Source organism: Robinsoniella sp. KNHs210, assembly GCF_000686105.1.
GTDB classification, from domain to species: Bacteria; Bacillota; Clostridia; order Lachnospirales; family Lachnospiraceae; genus Robinsoniella; species Robinsoniella peoriensis.
The window spans coordinates 3,471,653-3,496,750 of the sequence record NZ_JMLZ01000002.1; the positions used below are offsets into that span (position 1 = coordinate 3,471,653).

Genomic DNA, 25,098 nt, shown 5'->3' on the forward strand with positions numbered 1-25,098 from the left:
GCAATGTCCGCAAAGATTTACGTATAAGCGTACCTATAAAAGGAATTATTTGTTATATTCGTTAGGTAATATAACAAATAATTCCTTTTTATTCTATATATTTTTAAACATGGGAAAGCGTATTTTTTTGATACCGGAAGAACCAGATGAACAGGGCAATTCCTTTTAGAGTACTGGATATTGTGATACTCCACCAAATTCCATTGAGACCTAAAGCGGTACCGGTCAGCAATAGAGCAAGAGGAATTCTGGCGGAAGTGAGTACAATACCAACTACAGATGGAGGTATGGTTTTACCCAATCCCGAAAATGCGCCTGCTGTTGCAATCTCAACACACATGAACAACTGTGAGATTCCCAGGATTTGCAGATAATCTATACCCATACTTAAAATTTCTTTCTCCGGAATAAATACTTGAAAAATAGGTCCGGGCAGGCAGATTAAGATGAATGTACATACGATACCCCATACGGTAACTGCGCCCATTGATACAGCGTAACCTTTCCTTACCCGGGTATTGTTCCCGGAGCCATAGTTCTGTGCTACAAAGGAGTTCACAGCTGCGGCAAAGCCATCTGCAGTCATCCAGGAGATAGACTCTATCTGGGAACCAACTTTTTGAACTGCTACGGCAGTGTCCCCAAAGCCTGCGATGAGTCGTGCTATGATCATGGAGATACCTGTAAATATCATACTCTGTATGGATGTGGGAAGTCCAATTCGTATTATTTCAGCCATATACTGCTTTGACGGTCTGGAGAATATATGTATTTTGTTAAAAATAATGGTATCTCTCATTGCAAAAACAATAAATACCAGCGTAACAATCGCCTGTGCAAGTACGGTTGCAATGGCAGCTCCAGCTACGCCCAAATTGGGAAATGGACCTAAGCCAAATATAAGAACAGGATCCAGTACCAGGTTTAGGGCAAGTCCGGTAGTTGTTGCTATTAAAGAATTTCTACTGTTTCCCATGGCGGTCATTATGCCGGAAAATATCTGGTTCAGGAAAGAAAATAGAACTCCGCCGCAAGTGATGATTAAATATATCTGGGCATCTGCCACAACCTGTGGGCTGTTCAGCTTGAAGAAGCCTATCAGTGGTACATGGAAAATTACGGAGGCAAGTCCATAGGCAATGCCAAAAAATATTCCCAGTTGTAAAGCGGCCCTGGCAAAATCAGCGGCAGTATGATACACTCCTGCACCAAAGGAGTGCCCAACCTTAACTTGTCCGCCCATTCGGCCAAGGGCTGCAAGTCCGTTTGAGAGCCACATGTACATTCCTGCAGCACCAACAGCAGCGACGGCATTACTGCTGAGTCTGCCAATCCAGATCATATCAATCATGTTGTATGCCATCTGAATCAGGGAAGTTAGCATAATTGGTAAAGCTAATTTTGTAAGTGAGGGCAGAATAGGGCCCTTTAGCAGGTTAATATTTTTACTCATAAGTACCTCGTATATTTATTAAATTCTAATATTCTGTTAGAGCAGGCTGGAGAGTATATTAAGAGGATTATACCATAGTTGGATTATGAATGAAAAGCATTTATATTGACTATAATAATTGCATTGTTTCTTAGAGATACAGGTGCTATAATGATCACATATACAGAATCTTAGAAACCGAGGAGGAAACAAAATGTTGGATAAAAAAGTAGCAGAACTAATTAATACTCAGATTAATAAGGAATTTTATTCCGCGTATCTCTATTTGGATTTTTCAAATTATTTTATTGAAACCGGATTAGAGGGATATGCTAGCTGGTTCAAGATTCAGGCGCAGGAAGAAAGAGATCATGCGTTATTATTTATGCAGTATATGCAGAATAATGGAGAAAAGGTAACTTTTGAAGCAGTTGAAAAGCCAGAGTTTGAATTTAAAAAACCAGGAGATCCGCTTCAGGCAACATTGGAGCATGAGCAATACGTTACGGGGCTGATTCATACGATCTACGAGGCAGCCTATTCTGTAAAAGACTTCCGTACGATGCAGTTTCTGGACTGGTTTGTAAAAGAACAGGGAGAAGAGGAGAAAAATGCGGAGGATATGATCAAGAAATATAAACTGTTTGGTGAAGATCCTAAGGGTCTATACCTCATCGATTCAGAGATGGCTGCCAGAGTTTATACAGCTCCGTCATTGGTGTTATAATGGGAAAAGGAAAATACATTTGTCCTTGTTTTAAGGTTTCTTGTGATGATATCCGTAAGGCAGTAGAAGATGGTGCGGATTCATTTAAAAAGGTAAAGAAGGTAACGAAGGTATCTGGGAAATGTGGACATTGTGAATGCAGAGTGAAGGAATTTACAAAGGAAATGTTGGAAGATATGGGGAAGGAAACTTCCGGTGTTAAGATGGTAAAGGATAAGAAGATAAAGGTTAAGAAAACAAAGGATAAGGAAGCAAAGAATAAGGGGATAAAGGTTAAGAAAACAGAGGATAAGGAAGCAAAGAATAAAGGGATAAAGGTTAAGAAAACAGAGGATAAGGAAGCAAAGAATAAAGGGATAAAGGTTAAGGAAGCAAAGGGATCGAAGTGTAGGAAGACAAAGGATAAAAAGATAAAGAATAAACAGATTAAGGATATATCAATAAACGATAAAACTCTGAAGGATATAAAGCTCAAAGATGAAAATCCAATGACTGCTATGTCAATAGATAAGAGATTAAAAGAGAAAAAGTCTGAGGATGAAAAAACAGAAGCGAAATTGATAAATGGTCAGGTAGTAAAAAAAGATCATCAACAGAAGATTAGGGTTATTAAGTTAGATGACAAAAATTTTAAAGTAAAAGATATAAAGAAGAAAAAGAAAAGCAAAAAGAAGTAATGGAAAAAGTAAAAGAAGTAATGGAAAAAGTAAAAGAAGAATGAAGAAGAAAAAGCTGGAGACAGCTTTTTTTCTTGTGGGGAGGAGGGTCTTGGCTATTCAGGTACAAAATACGAAGAGTTTGAAGGAGGATAAGCCTCATGGGTCAGCTTCTTTTCGCTGTGCTTTTTATGAGGCTGAGCAGAGTGAAAGTCTTTTTTTAGTAAAGCATCACTGGCATGATGAGATTGAATTGCTGCATTTTAAAAAAGGGAATTTTCATATGGAGATAAACATGGAGTCTTATGAGATTACGGAAGAATGTTTTTTCTTTGTCAACCCGGGAGAACTTCATTATATTACGTCGGATGGTCTATGTGAGGAAGATGCGGTAGTTTTTAACCCTTATGTACTTAGCTTTAATTCTTATGACACAATGCAAAACCAGGTAATTCAGCCTTTGATAAATGGAAATCTTTCATTACCAAGAAGTATAAATGCATCTCTTAAAGAGTTTCAGGATATATACAGAGAGTATGAGCAGATTCAAAAAGCTTTTAGTATGATGGAAGACACAGGGGAGAAACCAGGTCAAAAAAATGTAAGTGTATCGGTATCCCAGATGTTGATTAAGGCATCTTTGCTTAGGATACTTGCGATACTTACCGGGCAGGGGCTGCTTACCAGGCAGGAGAACGGAGTAAATCATCAGGTGGAGAGTATTAAGACGGTTTTAACTTATATAAGGGAGAACTACAGGGATAGAATTTATATTCGTGATCTGGCAGGGCTGATTAATGTAAATGAGCAGTATTTCTGCCGTTTCTTTAGGCGGGCAATAGGTAAGACACCAATGGAATATGTTAATGAAATTCGTATTCGCAGGGCGGCTGAAATGGTGATAAGTACAGATAATCTGATTATGGACATTTGTCTGGACTGCGGGTTTAATAATCTTGGAAACTTTTTAAGAGAGTTTAAAAAGTATACGGGAACGACTCCACGCTTGTATAAGAAGGAAAACCGCAGCAGTTTTGCGAATGAGATGAAATGATAAAAAAGTCAAAATAGTGAAGTTTTTGAACAAATAAATGTAGGACTTATGTGAAGTGAAATAGTATAATATGTGCTATAAGTAATGAAAATATAATTGTGGAGGCACATAGAATGCAAAAAAAATGGTGGCAAGAAAAGACAGCATATCAGATTTATCCGAAGAGTTTTTATGATTCCAATGGGGATGGAATTGGAGATATACAGGGAATTATAAGCAAGCTGGATTATTTACAGGATCTGGGAGTGGATATCATCTGGTTATCTCCCATCTATTCCTCACCCTTGGCGGATCAGGGATATGATATTTCGGACTATTATAACATTGATCCCAGATTTGGGACGATGGAGGATATGGATGAACTGCTTATGGAAGCAAAGAAGCGGGGAATGTATATTCTTATGGATTTAGTAGTTAATCATTGTTCCGATGAACATGAGTGGTTTAAGATGGCGATGAAAGATCCGGAAGGGAAATATGGGAAGTATTTTTATCTGGAGGATAAGAAGGACGGGGAGCTTCCATGTAATTGGAGATCTTATTTTGGAGGATCTTGCTGGGAGCCGCTTTCCGATACCGATAAGCTTTATCTGCATGTATTTCATAAAAAACAGCCGGATTTAAACTGGGAAAATCCGGAGGTGCGGGAAGAGGTTTATAAAAATATTAATTGGTGGTTGGAGAAAGGGCTTTCGGGCTTTCGTATCGATGCAATTATTAATATTAAAAAGGCATTGCCATTTAAAAATTATGAACCGGATCGTGCAGATGGATTAAGTAATATTGCCCATATGTTAGAGGAAGCTGAGGGTGTTGGTGAATTTCTGGGAGAAATGCGGGACAGGACATTTAAAAAGTATGACGCATTTACTGTTGGTGAAGTCTTTAATGATAAAGAGGGTGAATTGCCTGATTTTATCGGAGACAATGGATATTTTTCCAGTATGTTTGATTTCAATGAAACAATCTTTGGGCAGAATGAAAAAGGGTGGTACGCTCATACGCAGATTACGCCGAATGATTATAAAAAATGTTGTTTTGATGCACAAAAACGTGTTGGAGACATTGGATATCTCTCTAATATTATCGAAAACCATGATGAGCCAAGAGGTGTCAGCCATTACATACCGGAGGGAGAAGTCTGCGATGCAAGTAAGAAGCTTTTGGGGGCAGTAAACTTTATGCTGAGAGGCCTTCCGTTTATTTATCAGGGACAGGAACTTGGAATGGAAAATATGGAATTTACTTCTATAGACGAGGTAGATGATATTTCCTCCCTGGAAGAATACCGTGTTGCCATAGATGCAGGGCTTACAGAAGCGGAAGCTTTAAAGGTCATTTCCAAGTTCAGCAGGGATAATGCAAGAACGCCAATGCAGTGGGGTGACAGTGAAAATGCAGGATTTACTACTGGTACACCCTGGCTTGCGGCAAATCCCAATTATAGCAGAATCAATGCAAAGAGTCAGATAGAGAATTCAGATTCCGTATTTTCTTTTTACAAACAACTGATAGCATTGCGTAAGAATCCGGTCTATCAGGAGGCTGTTGTATATGGTGAGTTTATTCCGGAATGGGAAGATCAGAATAATCTGATGGCTTATTACCGTAAAGGACAAGAAAAGACATTGATGGTTGTAGCTAACTTCCAGATGGACGGACAGACGGTGACTTTACCAAGTTCATATAAAAAATTATTAATTAATAATTATACGGATCTTGCTCAGGACGGTAATGATTTGCAGCTCAAAGGATATCAGGTTATAATTCTGGAAATTTAATCAGATGATCAAAGCAGCGGAAAATTTATCCGCTGCTTTCTAGAAAGGAACCAGTATGAATCACAAAGAAAGAATGCTGACGGGGCTTCCATATAAGGCCTGGATGGATGGCCTTGCTGAGGAACAGATTGAAAATAAGAAGAAAATATATGAATATAATTTATGCAGGCCGGATGAAGCGGAGAAGATGGAACTGATGATCCGTGGGATACTGGGAAAGGCCGGTAAAAATGTAGCTGTCTTACCGCCGTTTCACTGTGATTATGGAAAAAATATTGAAGTAGGTGACAATTTTATTGCCAATTATAATTGTGTTATTCTGGATGTGGGAAAAGTTACTATTGGAAATAATACAATGTTTGGACCGAATGTGTCTATCATTACTGCAGGGCATCCGATTCATCCGGATTCCAGAAATTCAGGATATGAATATGGAATCGGCATCACTATTGGTGACAGCGTATGGCTGGGATCTAATGTTGTAGTTAATCCCGGAGTCCATATTGGCAACAATGTGGTGATCGGTTCGGGAAGCGTTGTGACTAAGGATATTCCGGATAATGTGGTGGCAGTGGGTAACCCATGCAGAATCCTACGGGAGATTACTGAGGCGGACAGGGATTTTTACTTTAAGGACAAAAAATTTGATGTGACTGACTACTAGAGCGTGGCTAGCGTAAAATTTTACTCGGATAATGAAAAATAAATAGAAAGAGGCCACCATTTTGTGATAAAGTATTAAGCACGACCAAAATACATACAAAGAAAGGTGACCTCTATGATTAACAGTATAAAGTATTTTGAAGAAAAATGCATCAACAAATTTGAAAAACTGGAAAATGAATTTATGAAAGAGCCATTAAAGCTGGCTGAGTATGTCCATAGTCTGACAGATGAGCTGCACAATCTGGGCTTAAGAATGATCCAGGAATCATTGGAAAGTATGAATGAAATGCTGAGAAAGAGCCAGAAAAGGCTGCAGCACTGGTCAGTAGAATCCCATGAGACTAAACAATTGCTCACATCGCTGGGGACAGTTACATTTAAAAAGACCCTGTTCACGAATAAAGAGACCGGCAAAAGTGAATATCTGCTGGACCGTATTCTTGGACTGGAAAGAAACGAGCGTATTACGGAGGACGCATTGGCAAGAATGCTAAAGGAAGCTGTGCAGACATCCTATAGACGGGGAGGAGAAGAAAGCAGCCTGACAGGGAACGTGAAGAAACAGACTGTAAAAAATAAAATTCATGGATTGAAATTCCCCAAAAATGAAGAAAAACCAAAGAAGAAAAAAGAAGTTGATTATCTGTATATTGAAGCAGATGAAGACCATGCTTCTCTCCAGTTTCGGGAGAAGAAAGGGGATCTTAGAGAAAATGAGAATCACCAGAAGAATAACTGTCTGATCACCAAACTGGTTTATGTTCATGAGGGAATCGAGAAAGAGGCACCAAAGAGTAAACGTCATAAACTGATAAACCCGTACTACTTCTGCGGTGTCAGCCATGGAGAAGAAAACAATCAATTTTGGGACGAAATCTATGAATATATGAATAATCATTACGATCTCGATAAGGTTAAGAAAATCTATCTGAATGCAGATGGAGGGGGCTGGATTAAATCAGGAATGAAGCGGATGGCAGGAATAACGTATGTGCTGGATGAATTTCATCTGGAAAAGTATCTGACCAGGCTGACGAGCCACATGAAAGACAGCCGGGAGGATGCGGCAGATGAACTGCGGACTGCAATCAGGAGTAAGACGAAAAAAGAGTTTGAAAGAACCGTAGAAAGACTGGAAGGCTATCTGGAAAACGAAAGAGAAACAAAGCGAATGTCGGAAGCAAAAGCCTATATCCTGTCGAACTGGACAGCAGCGAGGCTGCGGTTAAAACATAAAGACGGAGTAAAAGGAAGCAGTACAGAAGGCCATGTGAGCCATGTATTATCCAGCAGAATGAGTTCAAGGCCGATGGGATGGAGTATGACAGGAGCAGCAAAAATGGCACAGTTAAGAGCCTATAGTGAAAACAGAGGAGAAATGCTGGAATTGGTAAGATACCAAAAAAAGGATGTGCCAAAGGCAGTGGGGGAGGAGTATGAAGTATTGAGCAGTACACAGATATTACAGTCAGAAAGAAGCAGACATGGAGAACTGGGAAAATACACAGAAAGCATAAGCCATAGTCTGTCATTGCAGAGTAAAAAAATCATGTATTTCAATGAGCATATCTGGGGATTGTAAAAAGGGAACAAAAAAAGAGAAAGAGGGATAAACCGGAAACAGCTCAGAAAACTGGGCTTGCTTTGCATACCCAAAAGAGGTATATTAAATACATAAGCCATTGCCTGATACGTTATCAGCGCATCATGGGTGAACTCTACACCATTATTTCCGAAGGTAAATTTACGCAACCCTAGAGCGTGTTTTAAGTTGCAAATTTTTTTAACATGTGGTAAGATCAATCTCATATTATAAAAGAAGAGCTTTTTACATGCGTCGCCGGATGCATGTATCATAAATAAGCATCGGACATCTATACCGTTAGGCCATTGGGTATAGATGACTGGTGCTTTTTTTGTGATAAGGAATATTTTTTCAACTGGCTCAAGGCAGAAAGGTGGAATTTTTATGGAAAGTAAAAGTTTGGGAAGGGTATTTGCAAAGTATGTATCTTTGAACATTTTGAGTATGCTGGGGTTGTCTTGTTTTATTTTTGTAGATACCCTCTGTGTTGCAAACGGTGTGGGGAGTAATGGGCTTGCGGCATTGAATCTGACGCTGCCTGTATATTCTTTTATGAATGGGATAGGTTTGATGATTGGAATGGGGGGTGCTACCCGTTTTGCGATGGCTATGGGGACAGGAAATGAAAAGGCGGCGAAAGCTTCTTTTACACTTTCCGTTAAACTGGCTCTTCTCTGTGGTGTGTTTTTTACATTAGTCGGTTTGTTTGCATCCAGGCAATTGGGGGCTCTATTGGGAGCAGATGAGGCAGTTATGCAGGATATGATCCCTTATATGAGAACCATACTGCTTTTTTCCCTTGCGTTTATGGTAAATAATGTGTTGGTTTGTTTTGTAAGGAACGACGGGTACCCCCAGACGGCAATGGCGGCGATGCTGACCGGAAGTTTCAGCAATATTGTTTTGGATATTTTATTTGTATTCGGGTTTCGGTGGGGAATGTTTGGGGCGGCATTTGCTACCGGGATTGCACCGGTCTTAAGCATGTGTGTGCTTTCCACACACAAAATTAAAGGACGCAGCCACTTTAGGCTGGTGAAAGAAAGAACAAAGATTTCAGATGTAGTCCGGACAATTTCTCTTGGTATGTCCTCTTTTATTGGAGAATTATCTTCTGCAATTGTGATGCTGCTGTTCAATTTTACAATTTTAAAGCTTGCTGGGAACATAGGTGTCGCTGCATATGGTGTGATTGCCAATATTGCCCTGATTGTATGTTCCATATTTACTGGAATTGCCCAGGGAGTGCAGCCGATCATCAGTTCCCAGTATGGGAAAAAAGATTTTGGAGGTATACGCTTCGTGATGCAAAGAGGGGTTCTGCTTGCTGCCGCCTGCGGAGTAATCTGTTATGCAGGCGGTGTGCTGCTGGCAGAACCTATTGTTGCAATCTTCAATGAATCAGGTGACGCCGGGTTTACGAAGATTGCCCTGGAGGGAATAAAGATTTACTTTCTCGCTTTTATCCCTATGGGAATCAATGTGGTTATGGCTGCCGTATTGTCAGCCAAAGATCAGCCGGCGCGCTCCATGCTGATTGCTCTGTTAAGAGGAGTTATACTAAATGTAGTTTTGATCCTTGTATTTCCAAATGTATGGAATATGACAGGGGTATGGCTGGTTGTGCCGGCTACAGAACTTTTAACGGCTGCAGTATGCGGTGCAGTACAGTTTGGCAGCAGTGGAATGCGGCGGAATACAGTTTAGTAGCAGTGGAATGCGGCGGAATACAGTTTAGCAGCGCAGTGACCGGATGCGGAGATGTAGGACTGTGGTGAAATATAGCGGTGTATAGTTTAGCAGTGCAGTGACTGGCAGTGGCGATGTAGGACTGCGGCGAAATGAAGAGGATACAGTTTAAGGAGCTATTATGCAACAGCGGAGTGCTTCATGGACATCAGTGGGACAGGATGGATAGTTTGACATCCGCTACATTAAATCCGTCTATGTTCTCCTGCTCCAGGAAACTCAGTACTTGATCTGCGCTGCCCTGTGCTAAAATACCATAGATCTGCATGCCGTTTTCCTTTATATATGCCTGAATATCCTGGTAAAACCAGGGGCCGATATTATTTACATTTGCCATTGCCTGTAAAAATTCCTGCCGGTCTGTGAGATAGCTTAAAAGTGACTCGAAGTGAGTCTGCCAGATTCCTACAGGGTCTTTATCAAGCTCCTCATTGTGGTCCACCAGGCTTAGATATGGATAATTTTTTTCCACTTCTTTGACAGATTCATATACATTGCCGCCGCCACCAGGCTGGAATCCAACGGTTGCGCCCCTGTGAGTGCCAGTCCAGACTGCTGCATAAGTAATGTCTAATTGATGGTCTTCATCACCATACCATTTTAGGTAGAGTTTGTTGAATTCTTCCAGTGTAAGATTTTTTTCAAAAGTAAAATATGCCTCGACCTGAGATGATTTTGGCAGGTCCTTTAAGGCATCTGACTGATATTGGATGTCGTCCTGTGGCTGCTGGCGGTACTCTACTCCGGATGCTTCCTGCCAGACCAGTGTGCCTTCTTTAAAAGCAAAACAGTTTGCAGAGGGGAAATGCCAGAAGTTTATAAGTGAGTTGCCGCTGTCCAGGAATTCTCCCCGTATTATTTTTCCGCTGAATACAGATTCCTTACCGGTAAAATAATGGTTCTGCCTGATCTGGATCTGATAGCTGCCCAGCCCGTCTCTTACGGCTTCTGCTGTATTGGTTGCGTATCCGGGTGAATGTACTTCGGTAAAAGCCATGGTATCCATCATGAACTGTCCAAAACCGTATTGGTCCGTGGGAATTCCGCTATTGGGGTCGTAGTAGTTCTGATTGATAATCAGAATTACTGCCGCAGATAAAATGAGGATGCTTAATATGGAGATAAAAATATTTCGGCGGAGTTTACGGTTTACGTGTTTTTTTACATTTTTGATCTCTGATTCTTCTGTTTCAGACAGCAGGTCCAGATTCAGATTTTCGCCCATCTGGTCTGTATAGTATTCGGTAATGCTTTCGTATTTCTCCAATTCTTCTTCTACCATCCGGATTTCTTCCGGTGTGGCTGTGTTGGATTTGTATTTTTCTAAAAGTTCATGGAAATTCATAGTATCCCTCCCTTTCTAATATTGAGCGCAGCTTATCTCTGGACCGGCAGAGGGCTGTTCTGGTGGTTCCTGTTGATTGACTTGTAAAATGAGCAATTTCTTTTAAACTGTAATTCATAAAATAGAACATGTAGATTAATTCGCGGTAACGGTCGGGTAATTGTAGAATACAGTGGTAAAGTACCTTTGCATCCTCATTTTGAATCATTCGTTCCAGTACATTGTCATAAGACGGACTGCCGATATCTTCTAAAGGTGTAACAGGTCTTCTTTTTTTCTGCCTTGCCTGGTCTATAAAAATATTTTTGCATACACGCAGAAGCCAGTATTTGATGGATTCATTCTGAAGCTCGGCACAGAGGAGGGCCTTGTAGAAGGTATCACTGGTGATCTCCTCTGCTTCCAGCGTATTTTTACATAGAGACAGAGCGTATAAATATATTTCATGGTAATAGGTTTTATATATTTGTTCCAGGTCATCCTTTTTCACAGTTCCCCTCCTTCCTGTACATTTAATAAACGTTTTCCATTACAAAAGGTTACACTTTTTTTGTAATTATTAAATTTCCATAAAAATTTTATACCCATACAGTACTTTTTATAGTAAAATAAATCTGTTGTAAATTTCGTGACTTGAGATTTACCAAGAAACTACTAAAGGAGAAAGAAATGAAAGCAAATGTAAATTCAAATGCCAGGGTAGAAAATATCTACCAGCTTAACGGCCGTGTGCCCATTTCCAAGGCGATTCCCTTTGGTTTGCAGCATGTACTTGCAATGTTCGTGGCGAATATAGCACCGATTCTGATTGTGACAAATGCAGCAGGCCTTACGCCTGAACAAAAAGCGATGTTAATTCAAAATGCAATGTTTATTGCAGGAATCGGTACGTTAATTCAATTATATCCGGTATGGAAGGTTGGGGCAAGACTGCCAATTGTAATGGGGGTAAGTTTTACCTTTGTAACAATTCTGTGTTACGTTGCAGCCACGTTTGGCTACCCAGCCGCTATTGGCGCGATTCTGATCGGAGGTATTATTGAGGGTACTTTGGGGCTTTGTGCAAAATACTGGAGAAAGATCGTAGCACCCATCGTAGCGGCTTGTGTTGTTACCGCAATTGGTTTTTCTTTGCTGAATGTAGGGGCTTCTTCTTTTGGAGGAGGCGCCGGCAGTGAAAACTTTGGATCAGCACAGAATCTGATTCTGGGAACTGTAACATTGGTAAGCTGTCTGGTATTTAACATATTTGCGAAATCCTTCTGGAAACAATTATCCGTGCTCTTTGGACTTGTAGTGGGGTATGTCTTAGCAATGGTAATGGGCATGGTGAATTTCTCGGAAGTGGCTTCCGCCGGTATTGTTGCATTGCCAAAGGTATTGCCGTTTATTCCTGAATTCAATGTAAGCGCGATTATTGCTGTAACGGTGATCTTTCTGGTTTCCGCCACAGAAACGATTGGAGATACTTCTGCCATGGCTGTTACAGGCCTAAAAAGAGATGTGACGGACAAGGAAATATCCGGATCGCTAGCCTGCGACGGATATCTGAGCTCGGTATCTTCTCTGTTTGGCTGTCTTCCTATTACATCATTCAGTCAAAATGTGGGACTGATCGCCATGACGAAAGTGGTAAACCGCTTTACCATTATGACAGGTGCCTGTGTCATGATACTTGCAGGCCTGTTTCCGGTTATCGGAAAACTGCTTGCCACACTGCCGGATGCGGTTTTGGGAGGCTGTACAATCATGATGTTCGGTTCCATTGTTGTTAGCGGTGTACAGATGATTACAAGGTGTGGATTTAATCAGAGGAATACCGTGATTACGGCACTATCTCTGGGAATTGGAATTGGGTTCACACAGGTACCAGCCATTTTCACAATTTTCCCGAAAATGGTACAGGAAGTTTTGGCTAATAATTGTGTTGCGATTGTATTTATCGTTGCAATAGTAATGAATCTGGTGCTTCCGGCTAATATGGAGGTATCCGGAGAAGGGGACAGCGAAGAGAGTTGTTCTTCTTAAGATTTGTGATTTAGATGAAAAGCAATGCGGTATTCGAATTGGGATGCTGTATTGCTTTTTTGTATTATTACAATTTCCAGACAATTTTTATACCAATGGGAGGTTTTATGTAGTAAAATAAATTTGTTGAATATGATCATAAAATGAAGAAACCATAGCTTTTTGTTATGCATAATTATATGTGAAATAAGACTGTAATGAGCAAGAATGATGTACACATTAATATTGGGATAGAAAGGAGAGTATGGAAATATCCTCTGGAATGGGATGGAAATTGTTTGTTATAGAACTATCCGGATTCGGGAGGGGTCATACGAGTATGCCATGATACATAAAATTGAATCTTTTATCCGAACCAATTCGAAGAAGATTAAGAGTCAGATTCTGTTTTCCATGATTCTACTAACCATTTTTATTACAACTGCATTATCTGTAGTGATCTATAGCATTTCAAAGAATAGAATTGAGGACAATTATAAAAAGACATACGAAAATAATCTAAAAGCTTTTTCTGATGTAATCGATTTGAAACTATATCATACCATTGATCTCATACGAATCACGGTGGGAGACAGCAACTTTTTAAATATATTGTCTGCAAAAAATCAGGAGTATTCAAATTCCACCGGGACATATTATGATACTTCTCTAAGCAAGAGGCTGGACAGTATTTTTATGAATGTAGAATCCCAGAATTTAATGATTGACGGCATTTTTATTTTTGATGAGAGTGGAAGATATTATAAGCGCATCAGGGGAGGGCAGAATTCTTCCGCGTATTTGAAGTACTATAACTGGGATGGAATGGCATCATACCAGTGGATGAAAGAAGCGGAGGAGAAGAAAGGCAGAGAGATTTTTTATGGTTATGACATTCTGGATCCGGAAGGGAACCAAAATGTTATTTCAGTGATAAAGGACATTGTAAATCCTGCAACCCTTCAGTCACAGGGGCAGATTGTAGTACATCTGAACAAGTCTTTTCTGCGCAGCTCTCTTTTGAAGAATGATGGTAATTTCAAAACGGACACGCTGATGGTGATAGATGAAAGAGCACCGGATGTGGTAGTTTATCAAACCGGCGATGTGCAATATTCAGAGGATATCAAAAACAGATACTTTCATGCACAGGGAAAGGATGATCCACAATATTTGTTTACTAGCCGGACAAATACTGTTACCGGCTGGAAGATTGTAAATGGTATTGCAAAAAGTGATTTGAGCCGGGATAGCTCGTATATCGGGATGGTGAGCCTGATAGCTGCAGCAGCCTTGGTGGTAATCTGTACGTTTATTTCTGATTTTATTTCCAAGAAGATTAACAAACCGCTTAGAAAGCTGGAAATCGTCATTAATCAGGTAAAAGAAGGAAAACGTCACATCGTTGAAAAATTTGATAACAGTGAAATAGGTAAAATTGGAGGGCTGTTAAAGGAGACAGTAAACAATAATCTGGAGTTAAAGGAGCAGCTCTTGTCCCTTCAGGTAAAAGAAAGAGAAGCGGAGCTGCAGCTGCTGCAAGCGCAGATTAATCCCCATTTTTTATACAATACTCTGGATTCTATTTATTGCATGGCTATGATTGATAAGGAAGACCGGATAGCAGACATGGTATCAGCTTTATCGGATACCTTTAAAATATCTTTGAATAATGGTAAGCAGGTGATTCACATTCAGGAGGAAATTAAGTATATCGAAAAATACATGACGATTCAAAATATTCGTTATGAGCAGCGTTTTGACCTGATTCTGGAAATAGAAGAAGATATTGAGGAACTATTTATGATTAAATTTATTTTACAGCCATTTATTGAAAACTCCATGTATCATGGACTGGAGCCTAAAATTGGTAAAGGCTATATTGAATTAAAGGGGGAACAGATTGAGGGTGATATCTATTTTACAATCAGCGACAATGGTGTGGGGATGAAAGATGTGGAAGAGATAAAGAAAGGATTTGGTGTTACTAACGTGATTGACCGGATTCATCTGTTCTATGGAGAGGAGTACGGGATTCAGGTGGAGAGTGAATATGGAGTTGGAACAAAGGTAGAGATACGGATTCCAGTTATGGTCGGGGAAAATAGTCCGAGAAGTGAGGAGGGGAAAAATGAATACACTGGTTGTAATTGATGACGAAAGAATTGTGCTGGAAGCGGTCAAGGCAATGATTGAGCGCACCAAACTTGATTTTGATGTAGTGGCAACGGCACAGAACGGAATTGACGGAATTGCAGTTATAAGGGATAAGAGACCAGATGTAGTAATTACGGATATACGGATACCGGGGTTGGATGGGCTGTCTTTGATAGAGGAAACCATGGAGGAATTGCCGGATACGGTATATATCGTAATCAGTGGTTACCGGGAATTTGAATATGCCAGAAAGGCTTTGTCATTGAAGGTACTGGACTTTATTGATAAACCGATTACATTGGAAAAGGTAGTTCACACCTTAAAAAATGCAAAAGAGAGCCTGCATTTGAAAAAAGAATACAGTCAATTTCTGGAGCAAAAAAAATCAGGCTCGGACAGGCATATTAAGGATTTTCAAAAATTGACAGATGAATTGACAAATTATATGCTGGAGGGGGATCACAGGAAGCTTTGCCAATGCATCGAAGAGGGATTAGCAGAGTGGCAGAACTGGAGCATTTCGTTGGAAGAGTACAGAGATGAATGCGTGAAAAATATCTATGTGGCACTTGAGATTCTGCATAAAAAGAATCCTCAGTTTGAGATGAAAAGGCAGATTGTACCTTACGTGGAAATAAAACAGATGAAAGAGAAATCTCAGATTATTCATTATATGAGGGAAGCTTTCAACCTAATTGGGGAGGGGCTTGAGATTACATCAGGAATGTCTAAGAATAAGACGATTCCGATTCTGTTGAAATATATAGAGGAACATTATCGAGAGGACATTGGTTTAAATGAGTTGGCGGATACGGTAAAGATGAATCCGGCATACTTGAGTAACTTGTTTAAAGAAACCGTAAAAATGAGTTATATTAAATATCTTACAAAAATCAGAATGGAAAAGGCTAAGGAGCTGCTCCGTCAGGGGATGAAAGTGACAGAGGTGAGTGAGGAGGCAGGGTACCATGACTACCGTTATTTCAGTCAGGTGTTCAAAAAGTATGAACATATGCTGCCAAATGAGTATAAAGAGATGTATAAACCTGATGTATGGAGTTAATAGAATTAAATAAATAATAATAAAATCTTCAACTTAAAATATTTAAAATACATATAAAAATCTATAAAATGTAATGAAATATAAAAAAATTAAACAATGAATGAAAATATTAGCACTAGAAAGTATAAATGTTAGATGATAACATGAACCTATAAAATTCCCGGGAGTTAAAATTAGTTAGTGTATTTACACAAGATTACTGTAAACTTAAATTCAATATTGGGAGGAAACAAAATGAAGAAAAAGATTTTGGCAGGTATGTTATCAATTGCTATGGTTTCAAGTGTACTGGCAGGATGCGGCGGCTCAGACAGCAACACAGAGGCAGTGAAAGAGACAAAGGATACAAAGCAGGAAACGGTGTCAGCAAAGGAAGAAAAACAGGAAAGCGGCAGTAGTGACAAAGGAGGTTCTCAGGAATCAAAGACCATTAAAATTTTATCAATTTGGCCAGAAGATAAAGACAATGGAAAGCTTTTTGTGGATCTGACCAAAAAATATATGGAAGAAGTAAATCCCAATTTTAATTATGAATTTGAACTGGTATCATCTGACAACCTTAGACAGAAGGTAACCACCCTGGCTGCTTCAAATGACCTTCCGGATGTGTTTGCATATGACGCAGGAACTCCATTGATTGATTTAATTGATGCAGGCCTTGTGCTGGATGTTGGATCGGAGCTGAAAAATCTGGGTGTGTTTGACATGGTTGATGAAGGAGCAGTCGATTTTCTGACTGGAATGACATCAACAGAGGAATTATATGATCTTCCTCTCGGAATGAATATTGAAGGATTCTGGTATAATAAAGAATTATTTCAGAAAGCAGGTATTGATACTCCTCCGGTTACATGGGATGAGATGATGCAGGCGGCAGATAAATTATTGGCTGCCGGCATTCAGCCTTTTGCAACGGGCGGTGCAGATATGTGGCCGGCTACGCGGATTATTAATGCCTATGTTATGAGAAAAGGCGGCGTAGATACTATGAGAAAGGCTTATAAAGGGGAAATAAAATATACAGATCCGGTCATTACAGAGGGAGCACAAATACTGCAGGATATGGTGGATAAGGGATATTTTGGGGTTGGAGCAACTACGGTAGACCAGAATACTGCTGCAAGTATGATTCTTTCCGGAGAAGCAGCGATGATTTACAATGGCAGCTGGTACACGGATATGTTAATTGCAGATACCAATCCGGCGGGGGAAGACGGTATAGGGTTCTTTAATATCCCGACAGTAGAAGGAGGAGTTGGAAAAGCAGAGGAATATTCCATGAACTGTGGAACGATTATTTGCTTTAATAAAGATAAGTTTGATGATGCAACTGCTGACTGGCTAAAATATTTCGTGTCTCATATTGGTGATTATGCCATTAATGAGCTGGGTTCACTTAAAGGATATAAAATTGAGAATCCACCCGCGGCTTTAAACAAATACTCCCAACTTGTTGCAGATGAGATGGCGAAGGTCAAGGGGTCAAGTACCTGGTTTGAGGCTGATATGCCTGCGGAATTATCAAAGGTGGCTCAGGATAATGTACAGTCGCTGATGAATGGAAATATGACAGCTGAGGAGTATACCCAGTCATTACAGGATATTTATGATGTGAAATAAAGCAGAAATATTAGGATAATTAATCTGCTTCCTGCTTACCGGTATGAATGTGACCAGATTTCATTAGTGCAGACTGCTGCATCACCTGAATATGGCACATTCCTGCCGAAGGTGGGAATACATATCCAGTTGGCAGAAACATACAGTAATTTGCTGATGCCGGTGATATTCCTGTTTTCTGTAATAGAAAGATTCGAAGAAAGTAAGGTGAGAAAATGAAAAAGGTATTGAGTAATAAAAAGGCAATAGCATTGTTTGTAGGACCCGGGTTTCTGGTATACAGCCTGTTTGTCATCCTGCCGGTTATCTGGTCTTTCTACTATACATTATATGATGGGGTACCGGGGATTAAATGGGAGTTTACCGGACTCAAGAATTATGTAAGATTGTTTTCTGACAAGAACTTTGCAAACTCATTGATTGTAAATTTAAAGTATATTGCTATAGTAACGCTTGGGCAAGTGGGGCTTGGATTGTGTATGGCATTAATTTTTAAGTTCTGGCTTAAACATTTTGCAACAATTATCAGAACCATTGTATTTTTTCCCGTGGTGCTTCCAACCGTAGCCGTAGCTCAGCTTTTTTCCAAGATTTACGAAATACAGCCACATTACGGCCTGTTAAACAGTTTATTGCAGGCAGTGGGACTTGAAAGTCTGGTACAGCCGTGGATTGGTCAGGCTTCCACCGCCTTGGGATCACTGGCGGCAATGGATATCTGGGTTGCTGTAGGTTTTTACGCTATTATTTTTTATGGTGCATTGCTTGATATTCCGGATGATATTATTGAGGCTTCCAGAATAGACGGATGCAGATCCGTTCCAATGTTCCGGTTTGTACTGGCGCCGCTGTTGAAACCAATGATAATTACCTGTCTTATCTTTAGCTTTACAGGAACGGTAAAAATGTTTGAATCTGCGCTGGCACTTACAGGGGGAGGACCGGGTTCAGCAACAAAATCGCTGTCCATGTATATGTATGATTCCGCATTTACTTATAGTAAAACGGGTTATGGTAGTGTAATAGCTATTTTCATTTTCCTGGTCTGCGTATTTGGCTCCCGCGTCATACGTTTGTTTGAGGGATCAGAGGAAAAGGTTGGGAGGCGTGGAAAATGACTTTAAAAGTGAAAAAAAATGTGAGAACTTTATTGATCGGGTTGATTATTATTGCAATTGTTACAATAAATATTTATCCGCTGTTCTGGATGATTACCGCATCTTTTAAGCAGCCGGCAGAATTTGTTTCGAAACCGGCATATGCACTGAATGATGGATTTTTTATTCAAAACTATATTGACGCATGGACCAGGGGAAACATGGCGGTATTTTTTAAGAACAGTTTGATAAACACGGTTTTGTCATTGATATTTATCGTAATTTTTACAACAACTATTTCCTTTGCAATAACTAAAATGGAGTGGAAGTGGAAGAAAAATATGGAGCGTTATTTTGCGTTTGGAATTATGGTTCCAATGGCAACTTCTCTGATTCCCCTGTTTCAGATTTTTCAAAAGGCACATTTAATTAATACAAGATCCTGCCTTATTATTGTCTATACGGCATCCGCAATTTCATTTTCTATTTATCTGGTTACCGGATATTTGAAGTCTTTTCCGGACGAGATTATGGAAGCTGCAGTAATTGATGGGTGTGGAATCTATAACCTGTTGCTGAGAATTGTAGTTCCCCTAATGAAAAATGCAATTATAACGGTCCTGGTTATTCAGTTCTTTTTTAAATGGAATGACCTTTTATATTCTATGACCTTTGTCAGCAGCACCTCTCTCAAAACTGTCCAAACGGGATTGTTATATTTTCAGGATGAGTTTGGTTCAAAGAACTGGGGAGCAATCTTTGCTTCGGTTTCCATGTGCGTGGTTCCGATGTTGATTATGTATCTGATACTAAATAAAAAAGTAATTGAGGGTATGACGGCTGGAGCAATTAAAGGTTAAAGAGTAGTGATAATAGAGGGATAAAAGACTCAAACACGTATGGAAGGAGATTCTTATGAGTAAAGAAAGAGATGAAATGAATGAGCTGCAGATATATAGGGGATATGAAAAAAAAATACGAAGCTTTATTGCAGAAAATGTGGAAATGGTTTTGAAAGAGCCAAGGAGTTTTATTCGCTATCCATTTATTGATCCGGGTTCCGTGTATGATGGGAATGTCTGGGACTGGGATACTTACTGGTCAGTTTACGGTCTGCTTGGGATGATGGATTCCTTTCAGGAGGATCTGAGAAATCGGATTATGCAGCATGCCAGGGGGAATATCTTGAATTTCCTGGATCATCAGTTGGAAGATGGATATATCCCAATGATGATTGAGGCAAAAAATTGGGATGAGCCATATCTGAACCTAAAACATAAAGACGGCGTCAAGATGAATATGCATAAACCGTTTTTGTGTGGACAGATCTGTATGATTAGTGATTACCAGTCAGATTATGGGTGGATTATGGAGTATCTGGATGGATTGGAAATGTATTTTTCCTGCTATGATCAAAACTATTACTCTGCTAACAGCGGTCTGTATGTCTGGTGCGATGACATTATGATCGGAATGGACAATGATCCGGCAAGTTTTGGGCGGCCGAAGTCTTCTACGGCTAATATTTTCCTGAACAGCTTTATGGTAAGAGAGCTGCAATGTATGGCAAAGATCATGAAGTTTGCCGGGAAAGAGAAAGAAGGGTGGTACTATCAGGATAAATCAAAAGAGCTGGCAGCAGCTGTGCAAAGAGAATGCTGGGATGTAAGGGATCAGTTCTTTTATTCTGTGGATGTGGATATTAAAACCAGAAAATACGACTGGTTTCACGAAGGCCTTGGCGTATTCTGGAAGACTCTTCCCATTAAAATCAGAACGTGGTCCGGTTTTATTCCAATGTGGGCAGGATTTGCCACTAAAGATCAGGCCGAGTCGTTAATAAAACATTGGAAAGATGAGGTAACTTTTTCCACTCCATATGGGATTACTACCCTGGCAAAGGATGAGAAGATGTTTGATCTTTCAGCAACGAATAATCCCTCTAACTGGTTGGGACCGGTCTGGATTGTAGCCAATTATGTAATTTTCAGGGGGATGCTAGATTATGGCTATAGGGAAGAGGCAAAAGAAATGTGCAGAAGAACTCTTATTTTGTTAGGAAGTGACCTGGAGAAGACGGGGAGTCTGCATGAATACTATAATCCATTTACCGGTGAGCCGGTCATGAATGGTGGATTTATTAACTGGAATATCCTTGTTCTGAATATGGTAAAAGAATTAGATGAGTAATGAAATATCTGTTGACCCGGGTAGTGCATTAGTGTATAAGGAGTGGAGAAACCGTTTGGTTCCCACTCTGTTTTTAATTGATTATAAATAAATATATAGAAAAGTTTGTATATCCATACATAGTTACTGCTTTTCTCCACATCTGACAATGGTAAAGTCTCGTAAACTTTGCTATAATACATATAGTTTCGTAACCAGTAAACATATTAGCTAAAGGAATATAAGAAACCGGAGTGAGATATGGGATTTGCAAAGTACCGGATTCTTATGCGCAGTGGTTTTCGTGCGGTACTGCGTGAATGGAGGAATTTATGAAGAAAAGAACAGTTAAAAAGGCAGCTGCAAAACAAGGTGCAATTGTTCCGGAAGGTCAGGAGAAGGTTCCGGAAGTGTCGATTGCAGGGGAAGTGAAGAAATCAGTACCGGAAGCTGTGAAGGAGGAGTCAAAAGAAGCATCAAAGGAAAATGTTTTGCCTGTTCTGGAAACGTTTTCGGAAAGTTTGAAAAAGACGGTTGCCGCTCCGGATGCAGTATACGCAGAAGAACCGGATAACACAGAAACCGCAAAAGCAACGGTAAAAAATGACAAATATCAGGAACGATTTAACAGACATGTGAATGAACTTAAGTGGCTTTATATGGAGTTATATAACAATGATTACATGTTTGATGAACTTTGTAAAAATATGTATGGGTTTTATCAGGAACGTAAGGCTGCGCTTAAGAATCTGGATAGTAAAAGAGAGCTGAGACAGGACTGGTTCAAACAAAGTGATATGCTGGGCATGATGCTGTATGTGGATAATTTTGCCGGAAACTTGCAGGGAGTGAAGGGAAAACTGGATTATATTGAGAAATGCAATGTGAACTATGTGCATCTGATGCCTCTTCTGGAATCACCGGAGGGACGTTCCGATGGCGGATATGCAGTATCTGATTTCCGGAAGGTTCAGGAGAATCTGGGAACCATGGAGGATTTGTCTGAACTCGCAGAAGAATGTCATAAACGGGATATGAGTGTATGCCTTGATTTTGTAATGAATCATACTTCCGAGGATCATGAGTGGGCAGTAAAAGCAAGACAGGGTGATGGAGAGTACATGAGCCGGTATTTTTTCTATGACAATTATTCGATCCCTGCAATGTTTGAGCGGACGGTGCCCCAGGTATTCCCTACAACGGCCCCGGGAAATTTTACTTACCTGCCAGAGAACAGACATTTTGTAATGACCAGCTTTTACCCTTATCAGTGGGATTTGAACTACGGGAATCCAACGGTATTTAATGAAATGATGTACAACTTCCTTTTCTTCGCGAATCAGGGTATTGACATTATCCGTATCGATGCGGTTCCTTATATCTGGAAACAGATTGGGACTGACTGCCGCAATCTGCCTCAGGTTCATACCATTGTCCGCATGATGCGTATGATTGGAGAAATTGTATGCCCGGGAATTCTCCTGCTGGGTGAGGTGGTTATGGAGCCGGAGAAAGTGACGCCATATTTTGGATCTGTTGAAAAACCGGAGTGCCATATGCTGTATAATGTTACGACTATGGCAACTACCTGGAATTCCGTGGCAACAAGGGATGTGAGGCTGTTAAAGCAGCAGATGGAGATTATCGACAGACTTCCTAAGGAATATACGTTTCTTAATTACCTCAGATGCCACGATGACATTGGATGGGGACTGGACTATAAGACCCTTAAGAACTGGGGCATGGATGAAAGGGCACACAAACAGTATATCAATGACTTCTTCACAGGAAGTCAGGAAGGCAGTTTCAGCCGGGGTGAGTTATATAATGCCGATCCGGTCACGGGTGATGCACGCTTCTGCGGAACAACGGCCTCTATGTGTGGTGTGGAAAAAGCAGGGTTCGAACAGAATGAGCAGGAGATGCAGCAGGCAATCCAGCTGGATATCATGCTTCATGCATATATGTTCATGCAGTCAGGAATTCCTGTGATCTACAGCGGAGATGAGATAGCCCAGGTAAATGACTACAGTTACAAAGAGGATATCCACAAGGCACCGGATTCCAGATATATTCACAGGGGTGCGTTTAAATGGGAGCTGACGGATTATATCGGGGATGACAAGACTGTTCAGGGGCAGGTATTTTCCAGATTAGGGCAACTGGAAAATATCCGCAAGAGTCATGCTGCGTTTGTGTCTACGGCAGAGACATGGACACTGGAAACCTGGGATAACAGTGTATTGTGTCTGGTACGTATGGCAGGCGGTGAAAAAGTTATAGGTCTTTTTAACTTCAGTGAAAATGAAAGAATGTCGTGGATTAATGAAGAAGATGGAATGTATCAGGACTTAGTTACCGGCAAAGAAATGAGAGCATCAGGGGTGAAAATGCCGGGATATGGATTTTACTGGCTGAAGAGAAAATAATGGCAGCATCTGGCATTGTACTTTATAAGTGCAGTGCCATTTTTATTGAATACGTGGATTCCTGCTTGTGAATCAGACAGCCCCATGATAAAATAAGCTCAAATTTGCTTTTGAAATGGAGTATGGAAACTCTAAGGGTAATGGTTTGCGAAAGAGGAGGAGGGTTACAGTGAAGAGATATTTAAAATGGAGTATATATGTGGTGTTAATGGTGGTGGTATTGACTGCAGTTATGCCTGTTCGGGCAGAGGCAAAACTAAACCGGCCGGAAAAGGTAAAAGCTATTTTGGGTGACAGGACGGTAAAGCTTACCTGGAAATCAAGCAAAGGTGCAAAGTATTACCGGATTTACCAATATGATATGAAGAAAAACAGTTATAGGCGTGTTCAGAAGACAACCGGAACGAATTTTACTTTCCGTAAGCTGAAATGTGGAGTGAGCTACCGCTTTAAAATAAGAGCATATGCCGTCAAAAAAGGAAAGACTCTGACAAGTTCTTTTTCTAAAGTAATCACAGTATTGCCCAAACCTGTTGTCAGGAAGCCTTCAGGGCTGAAGGCTAAGGCTGAAAAGGACAGTATTTCACTGAGCTGGGATAAGGCAGGCGGGGCAACCGGATATTCAATCTATCAATACAGTGAAAGCCGTAATAAATATATTAAGATTGCATCTACAACAAAAAGAAACTATAGTGTCAAAGGATTAAAAGCAGGGCTAACCTACAGGTACAGGATTAAAACCAGAAAAAAGGTGGATGGAAAAATTTATTACAGTAAATATAGTGCTATTATAGAAGCAAAAGTGCCCAAAGCTCAGAAAAAAGGAAAATCCACGCTGAAGAAATTCCTGGAGACTGCGTTACAGCCGGTAGGCAAGACTATGTATGTCTGGGGCGGGGGCTGGAATGAAGAAGATACCGGTGCCGGAACAGATGCCAGAACCATAGGAGTTAGTCCTGAATGGGAGCGGTTTTTTAATAAACAGAACAGCAGTTATGACTATAATCAGACACGTTATCAGATTCGTGATGGTCTGGACTGCTCCGGATATGTGGGATGGTGCATATACAATATCATGAACACTTCCAGTGGAAAAGAGGGTTATGTCATGAAAGCAGAGGAGATGGCATCTGATTTTGCATCCAGAGGCTGGGGGCAGTATGTGGGACGTTTCAGCGTCAAAGATTATCAGCCGGGAGATATAATGAGCTCATCCTGCAGTGACTGCGGCCATGTATGGATTGTAGTCGGTGCATGTCAGGATGGAAGTGTGGTACTGGTTCACAGCAGCCCTCAGGGGGTGCAGATAAACGGCACCGTAGACCGCTATGGGAATACTTCAAGTGAGGCTGTAAATCTGGCAGCCTATTACATGAAGAACTATTTTCCAAAGTGGTATAAGAAATATCCAAACTGTATGCGGGGAGAAAGTTATCTGTCCCACTATGCCCAGATGCGCTGGGATGTATCGGGAAGTTCAGTTATGACAGATCCCCAGGGGTACCGGAATAAATCGGCTGCCCAGATATTGCAGGATTTACTGGGATGAAGAAAGGAATAG

20 protein-coding genes are annotated in these 25,098 nt (G+C 40.4%); 16 read left to right on the forward strand and 4 right to left on the reverse strand.

The window, feature by feature from the left end; genetic code table 11:
- Nucleotides 1-103: 103 nt before the first annotated feature.
- Nucleotides 104-1,453, reverse strand: coding sequence for an MATE family efflux transporter (locus CD03_RS0121905; protein WP_027295458.1), 1,350 nt, complete (start codon nucleotides 1,451-1,453; stop codon nucleotides 104-106).
- Between the two features lie 193 nt (nucleotides 1,454-1,646).
- On the opposite strand from CD03_RS0121905, the gene CD03_RS0121910 reads away from it, so the two are divergent.
- The 7 genes from CD03_RS0121910 (at nucleotide 1,647) to CD03_RS34375 (ending at nucleotide 9,608) form a co-directional block, all read left to right on the forward strand.
- Nucleotides 1,647-2,159, forward strand: coding sequence for a ferritin (locus tag CD03_RS0121910; protein ID WP_027295459.1), 513 nt, complete (start codon nucleotides 1,647-1,649; stop codon nucleotides 2,157-2,159).
- Nucleotides 2,159-2,836, forward strand: coding sequence for a (2Fe-2S)-binding protein (locus CD03_RS38335; protein WP_044289590.1), 678 nt, complete (start codon nucleotides 2,159-2,161; stop codon nucleotides 2,834-2,836). The genes CD03_RS0121910 and CD03_RS38335 overlap by 1 nt, the downstream gene beginning before the upstream one ends.
- Before the next feature lie 91 nt (nucleotides 2,837-2,927).
- Nucleotides 2,928-3,869, forward strand: coding sequence for an AraC family transcriptional regulator (locus CD03_RS0121920; RefSeq protein WP_242849137.1), 942 nt, complete (start codon nucleotides 2,928-2,930; stop codon nucleotides 3,867-3,869).
- Between the two features lie 113 nt (nucleotides 3,870-3,982).
- On the forward strand, nucleotides 3,983-5,650 hold the full coding sequence (locus tag CD03_RS0121925; RefSeq protein ID WP_027295461.1) for an alpha-glucosidase: 1,668 nt from the start codon (nucleotides 3,983-3,985) through the stop codon (nucleotides 5,648-5,650).
- A gap of 55 nt (nucleotides 5,651-5,705) precedes the next feature.
- Nucleotides 5,706-6,314 carry a sugar O-acetyltransferase gene (locus CD03_RS0121930; RefSeq protein WP_027295462.1) on the forward strand — a complete coding sequence of 203 codons (609 nt, stop codon included), beginning with the start codon at nucleotides 5,706-5,708 and terminating at the stop codon, nucleotides 6,312-6,314.
- A gap of 114 nt (nucleotides 6,315-6,428) precedes the next feature.
- Nucleotides 6,429-7,898 (forward strand): ISLre2 family transposase, encoded by a 1,470-nt coding sequence (locus CD03_RS0121935; protein ID WP_027295463.1) that lies wholly within the window; start codon nucleotides 6,429-6,431, stop codon nucleotides 7,896-7,898.
- 387 nt (nucleotides 7,899-8,285) lie between these two features.
- On the forward strand, nucleotides 8,286-9,608 hold the full coding sequence (locus tag CD03_RS34375; protein ID WP_044289591.1) for an MATE family efflux transporter: 1,323 nt from the start codon (nucleotides 8,286-8,288) through the stop codon (nucleotides 9,606-9,608).
- A 190-nt stretch (nucleotides 9,609-9,798) separates the two neighbouring features.
- On the opposite strand, the gene CD03_RS0121945 is transcribed toward CD03_RS34375, so the two are convergent.
- Together CD03_RS0121945 and CD03_RS0121950 are read right to left on the reverse strand one after the other, a co-directional pair.
- Nucleotides 9,799-10,995 (reverse strand): anti sigma factor C-terminal domain-containing protein, encoded by a 1,197-nt coding sequence (locus CD03_RS0121945; protein ID WP_027295464.1) that lies wholly within the window; start codon nucleotides 10,993-10,995, stop codon nucleotides 9,799-9,801.
- Nucleotides 10,982-11,485 carry an RNA polymerase sigma factor gene (locus CD03_RS0121950; RefSeq protein WP_044289592.1) on the reverse strand — a complete coding sequence of 168 codons (504 nt, stop codon included), beginning with the start codon at nucleotides 11,483-11,485 and terminating at the stop codon, nucleotides 10,982-10,984. The genes CD03_RS0121945 and CD03_RS0121950 overlap by 14 nt, the downstream gene beginning before the upstream one ends.
- Nucleotides 11,486-11,664: 179 nt before the next feature.
- Here CD03_RS0121950 and CD03_RS0121960 point away from each other — a divergent pair, with 179 nt between their 5' ends.
- The 4 genes from CD03_RS0121960 (at nucleotide 11,665) to CD03_RS0121975 (ending at nucleotide 17,842) form a co-directional block, all read left to right on the forward strand.
- Entirely contained in the window at nucleotides 11,665-13,023 is a 1,359-nt protein-coding gene (locus CD03_RS0121960) for a uracil-xanthine permease family protein (RefSeq protein ID WP_027295466.1), read from the forward strand.
- Between the two features lie 267 nt (nucleotides 13,024-13,290).
- A complete protein-coding gene (locus CD03_RS0121965) occupies nucleotides 13,291-15,156 on the forward strand; it encodes a sensor histidine kinase (protein ID WP_081820336.1) in 1,866 nt (621 codons plus the stop codon).
- Entirely contained in the window at nucleotides 15,134-16,222 is a 1,089-nt protein-coding gene (locus CD03_RS0121970; RefSeq protein ID WP_027295468.1) for a response regulator transcription factor, read from the forward strand. Before CD03_RS0121965 ends, CD03_RS0121970 begins: the two co-directional genes overlap by 23 nt.
- 234 nt (nucleotides 16,223-16,456) lie before the next feature.
- Nucleotides 16,457-17,842, forward strand: a complete 1,386-nt coding sequence (locus tag CD03_RS0121975; RefSeq protein ID WP_027295469.1) for an extracellular solute-binding protein — start codon at nucleotides 16,457-16,459, stop codon at nucleotides 17,840-17,842.
- 19 nt (nucleotides 17,843-17,861) lie between these two features.
- On the opposite strand, the gene CD03_RS39005 is transcribed toward CD03_RS0121975, so the two are convergent.
- Complete coding sequence (locus CD03_RS39005) at nucleotides 17,862-17,984, reverse strand: hypothetical protein (protein ID WP_255348108.1); 123 nt, start codon at nucleotides 17,982-17,984, stop codon at nucleotides 17,862-17,864.
- 73 nt (nucleotides 17,985-18,057) lie between these two features.
- Between CD03_RS39005 and CD03_RS0121985 the strand changes: the two genes are divergently transcribed.
- From CD03_RS0121985 to CD03_RS34385, 5 genes are all read left to right on the forward strand, one after another.
- Nucleotides 18,058-18,960, forward strand: a complete 903-nt coding sequence (locus CD03_RS0121985) for a carbohydrate ABC transporter permease (protein ID WP_027295470.1) — start codon at nucleotides 18,058-18,060, stop codon at nucleotides 18,958-18,960.
- Complete coding sequence (locus tag CD03_RS0121990; RefSeq protein WP_081820337.1) at nucleotides 18,957-19,799, forward strand: carbohydrate ABC transporter permease; 843 nt, start codon at nucleotides 18,957-18,959, stop codon at nucleotides 19,797-19,799. The genes CD03_RS0121985 and CD03_RS0121990 overlap by 4 nt, the downstream gene beginning before the upstream one ends.
- Before the next feature lie 55 nt (nucleotides 19,800-19,854).
- Complete coding sequence (locus tag CD03_RS0121995) at nucleotides 19,855-21,129, forward strand: MGH1-like glycoside hydrolase domain-containing protein (RefSeq protein ID WP_027295472.1); 1,275 nt, start codon at nucleotides 19,855-19,857, stop codon at nucleotides 21,127-21,129.
- A 311-nt stretch (nucleotides 21,130-21,440) separates the two neighbouring features.
- On the forward strand, nucleotides 21,441-23,537 hold the full coding sequence (locus tag CD03_RS34380) for an amylosucrase (protein WP_081820338.1): 2,097 nt from the start codon (nucleotides 21,441-21,443) through the stop codon (nucleotides 23,535-23,537).
- A gap of 169 nt (nucleotides 23,538-23,706) precedes the next feature.
- A complete protein-coding gene (locus CD03_RS34385) occupies nucleotides 23,707-25,086 on the forward strand; it encodes a fibronectin type III domain-containing protein (RefSeq protein ID WP_052377915.1) in 1,380 nt (459 codons plus the stop codon).
- The last annotated feature ends 12 nt before the right edge of the window (nucleotides 25,087-25,098 follow it).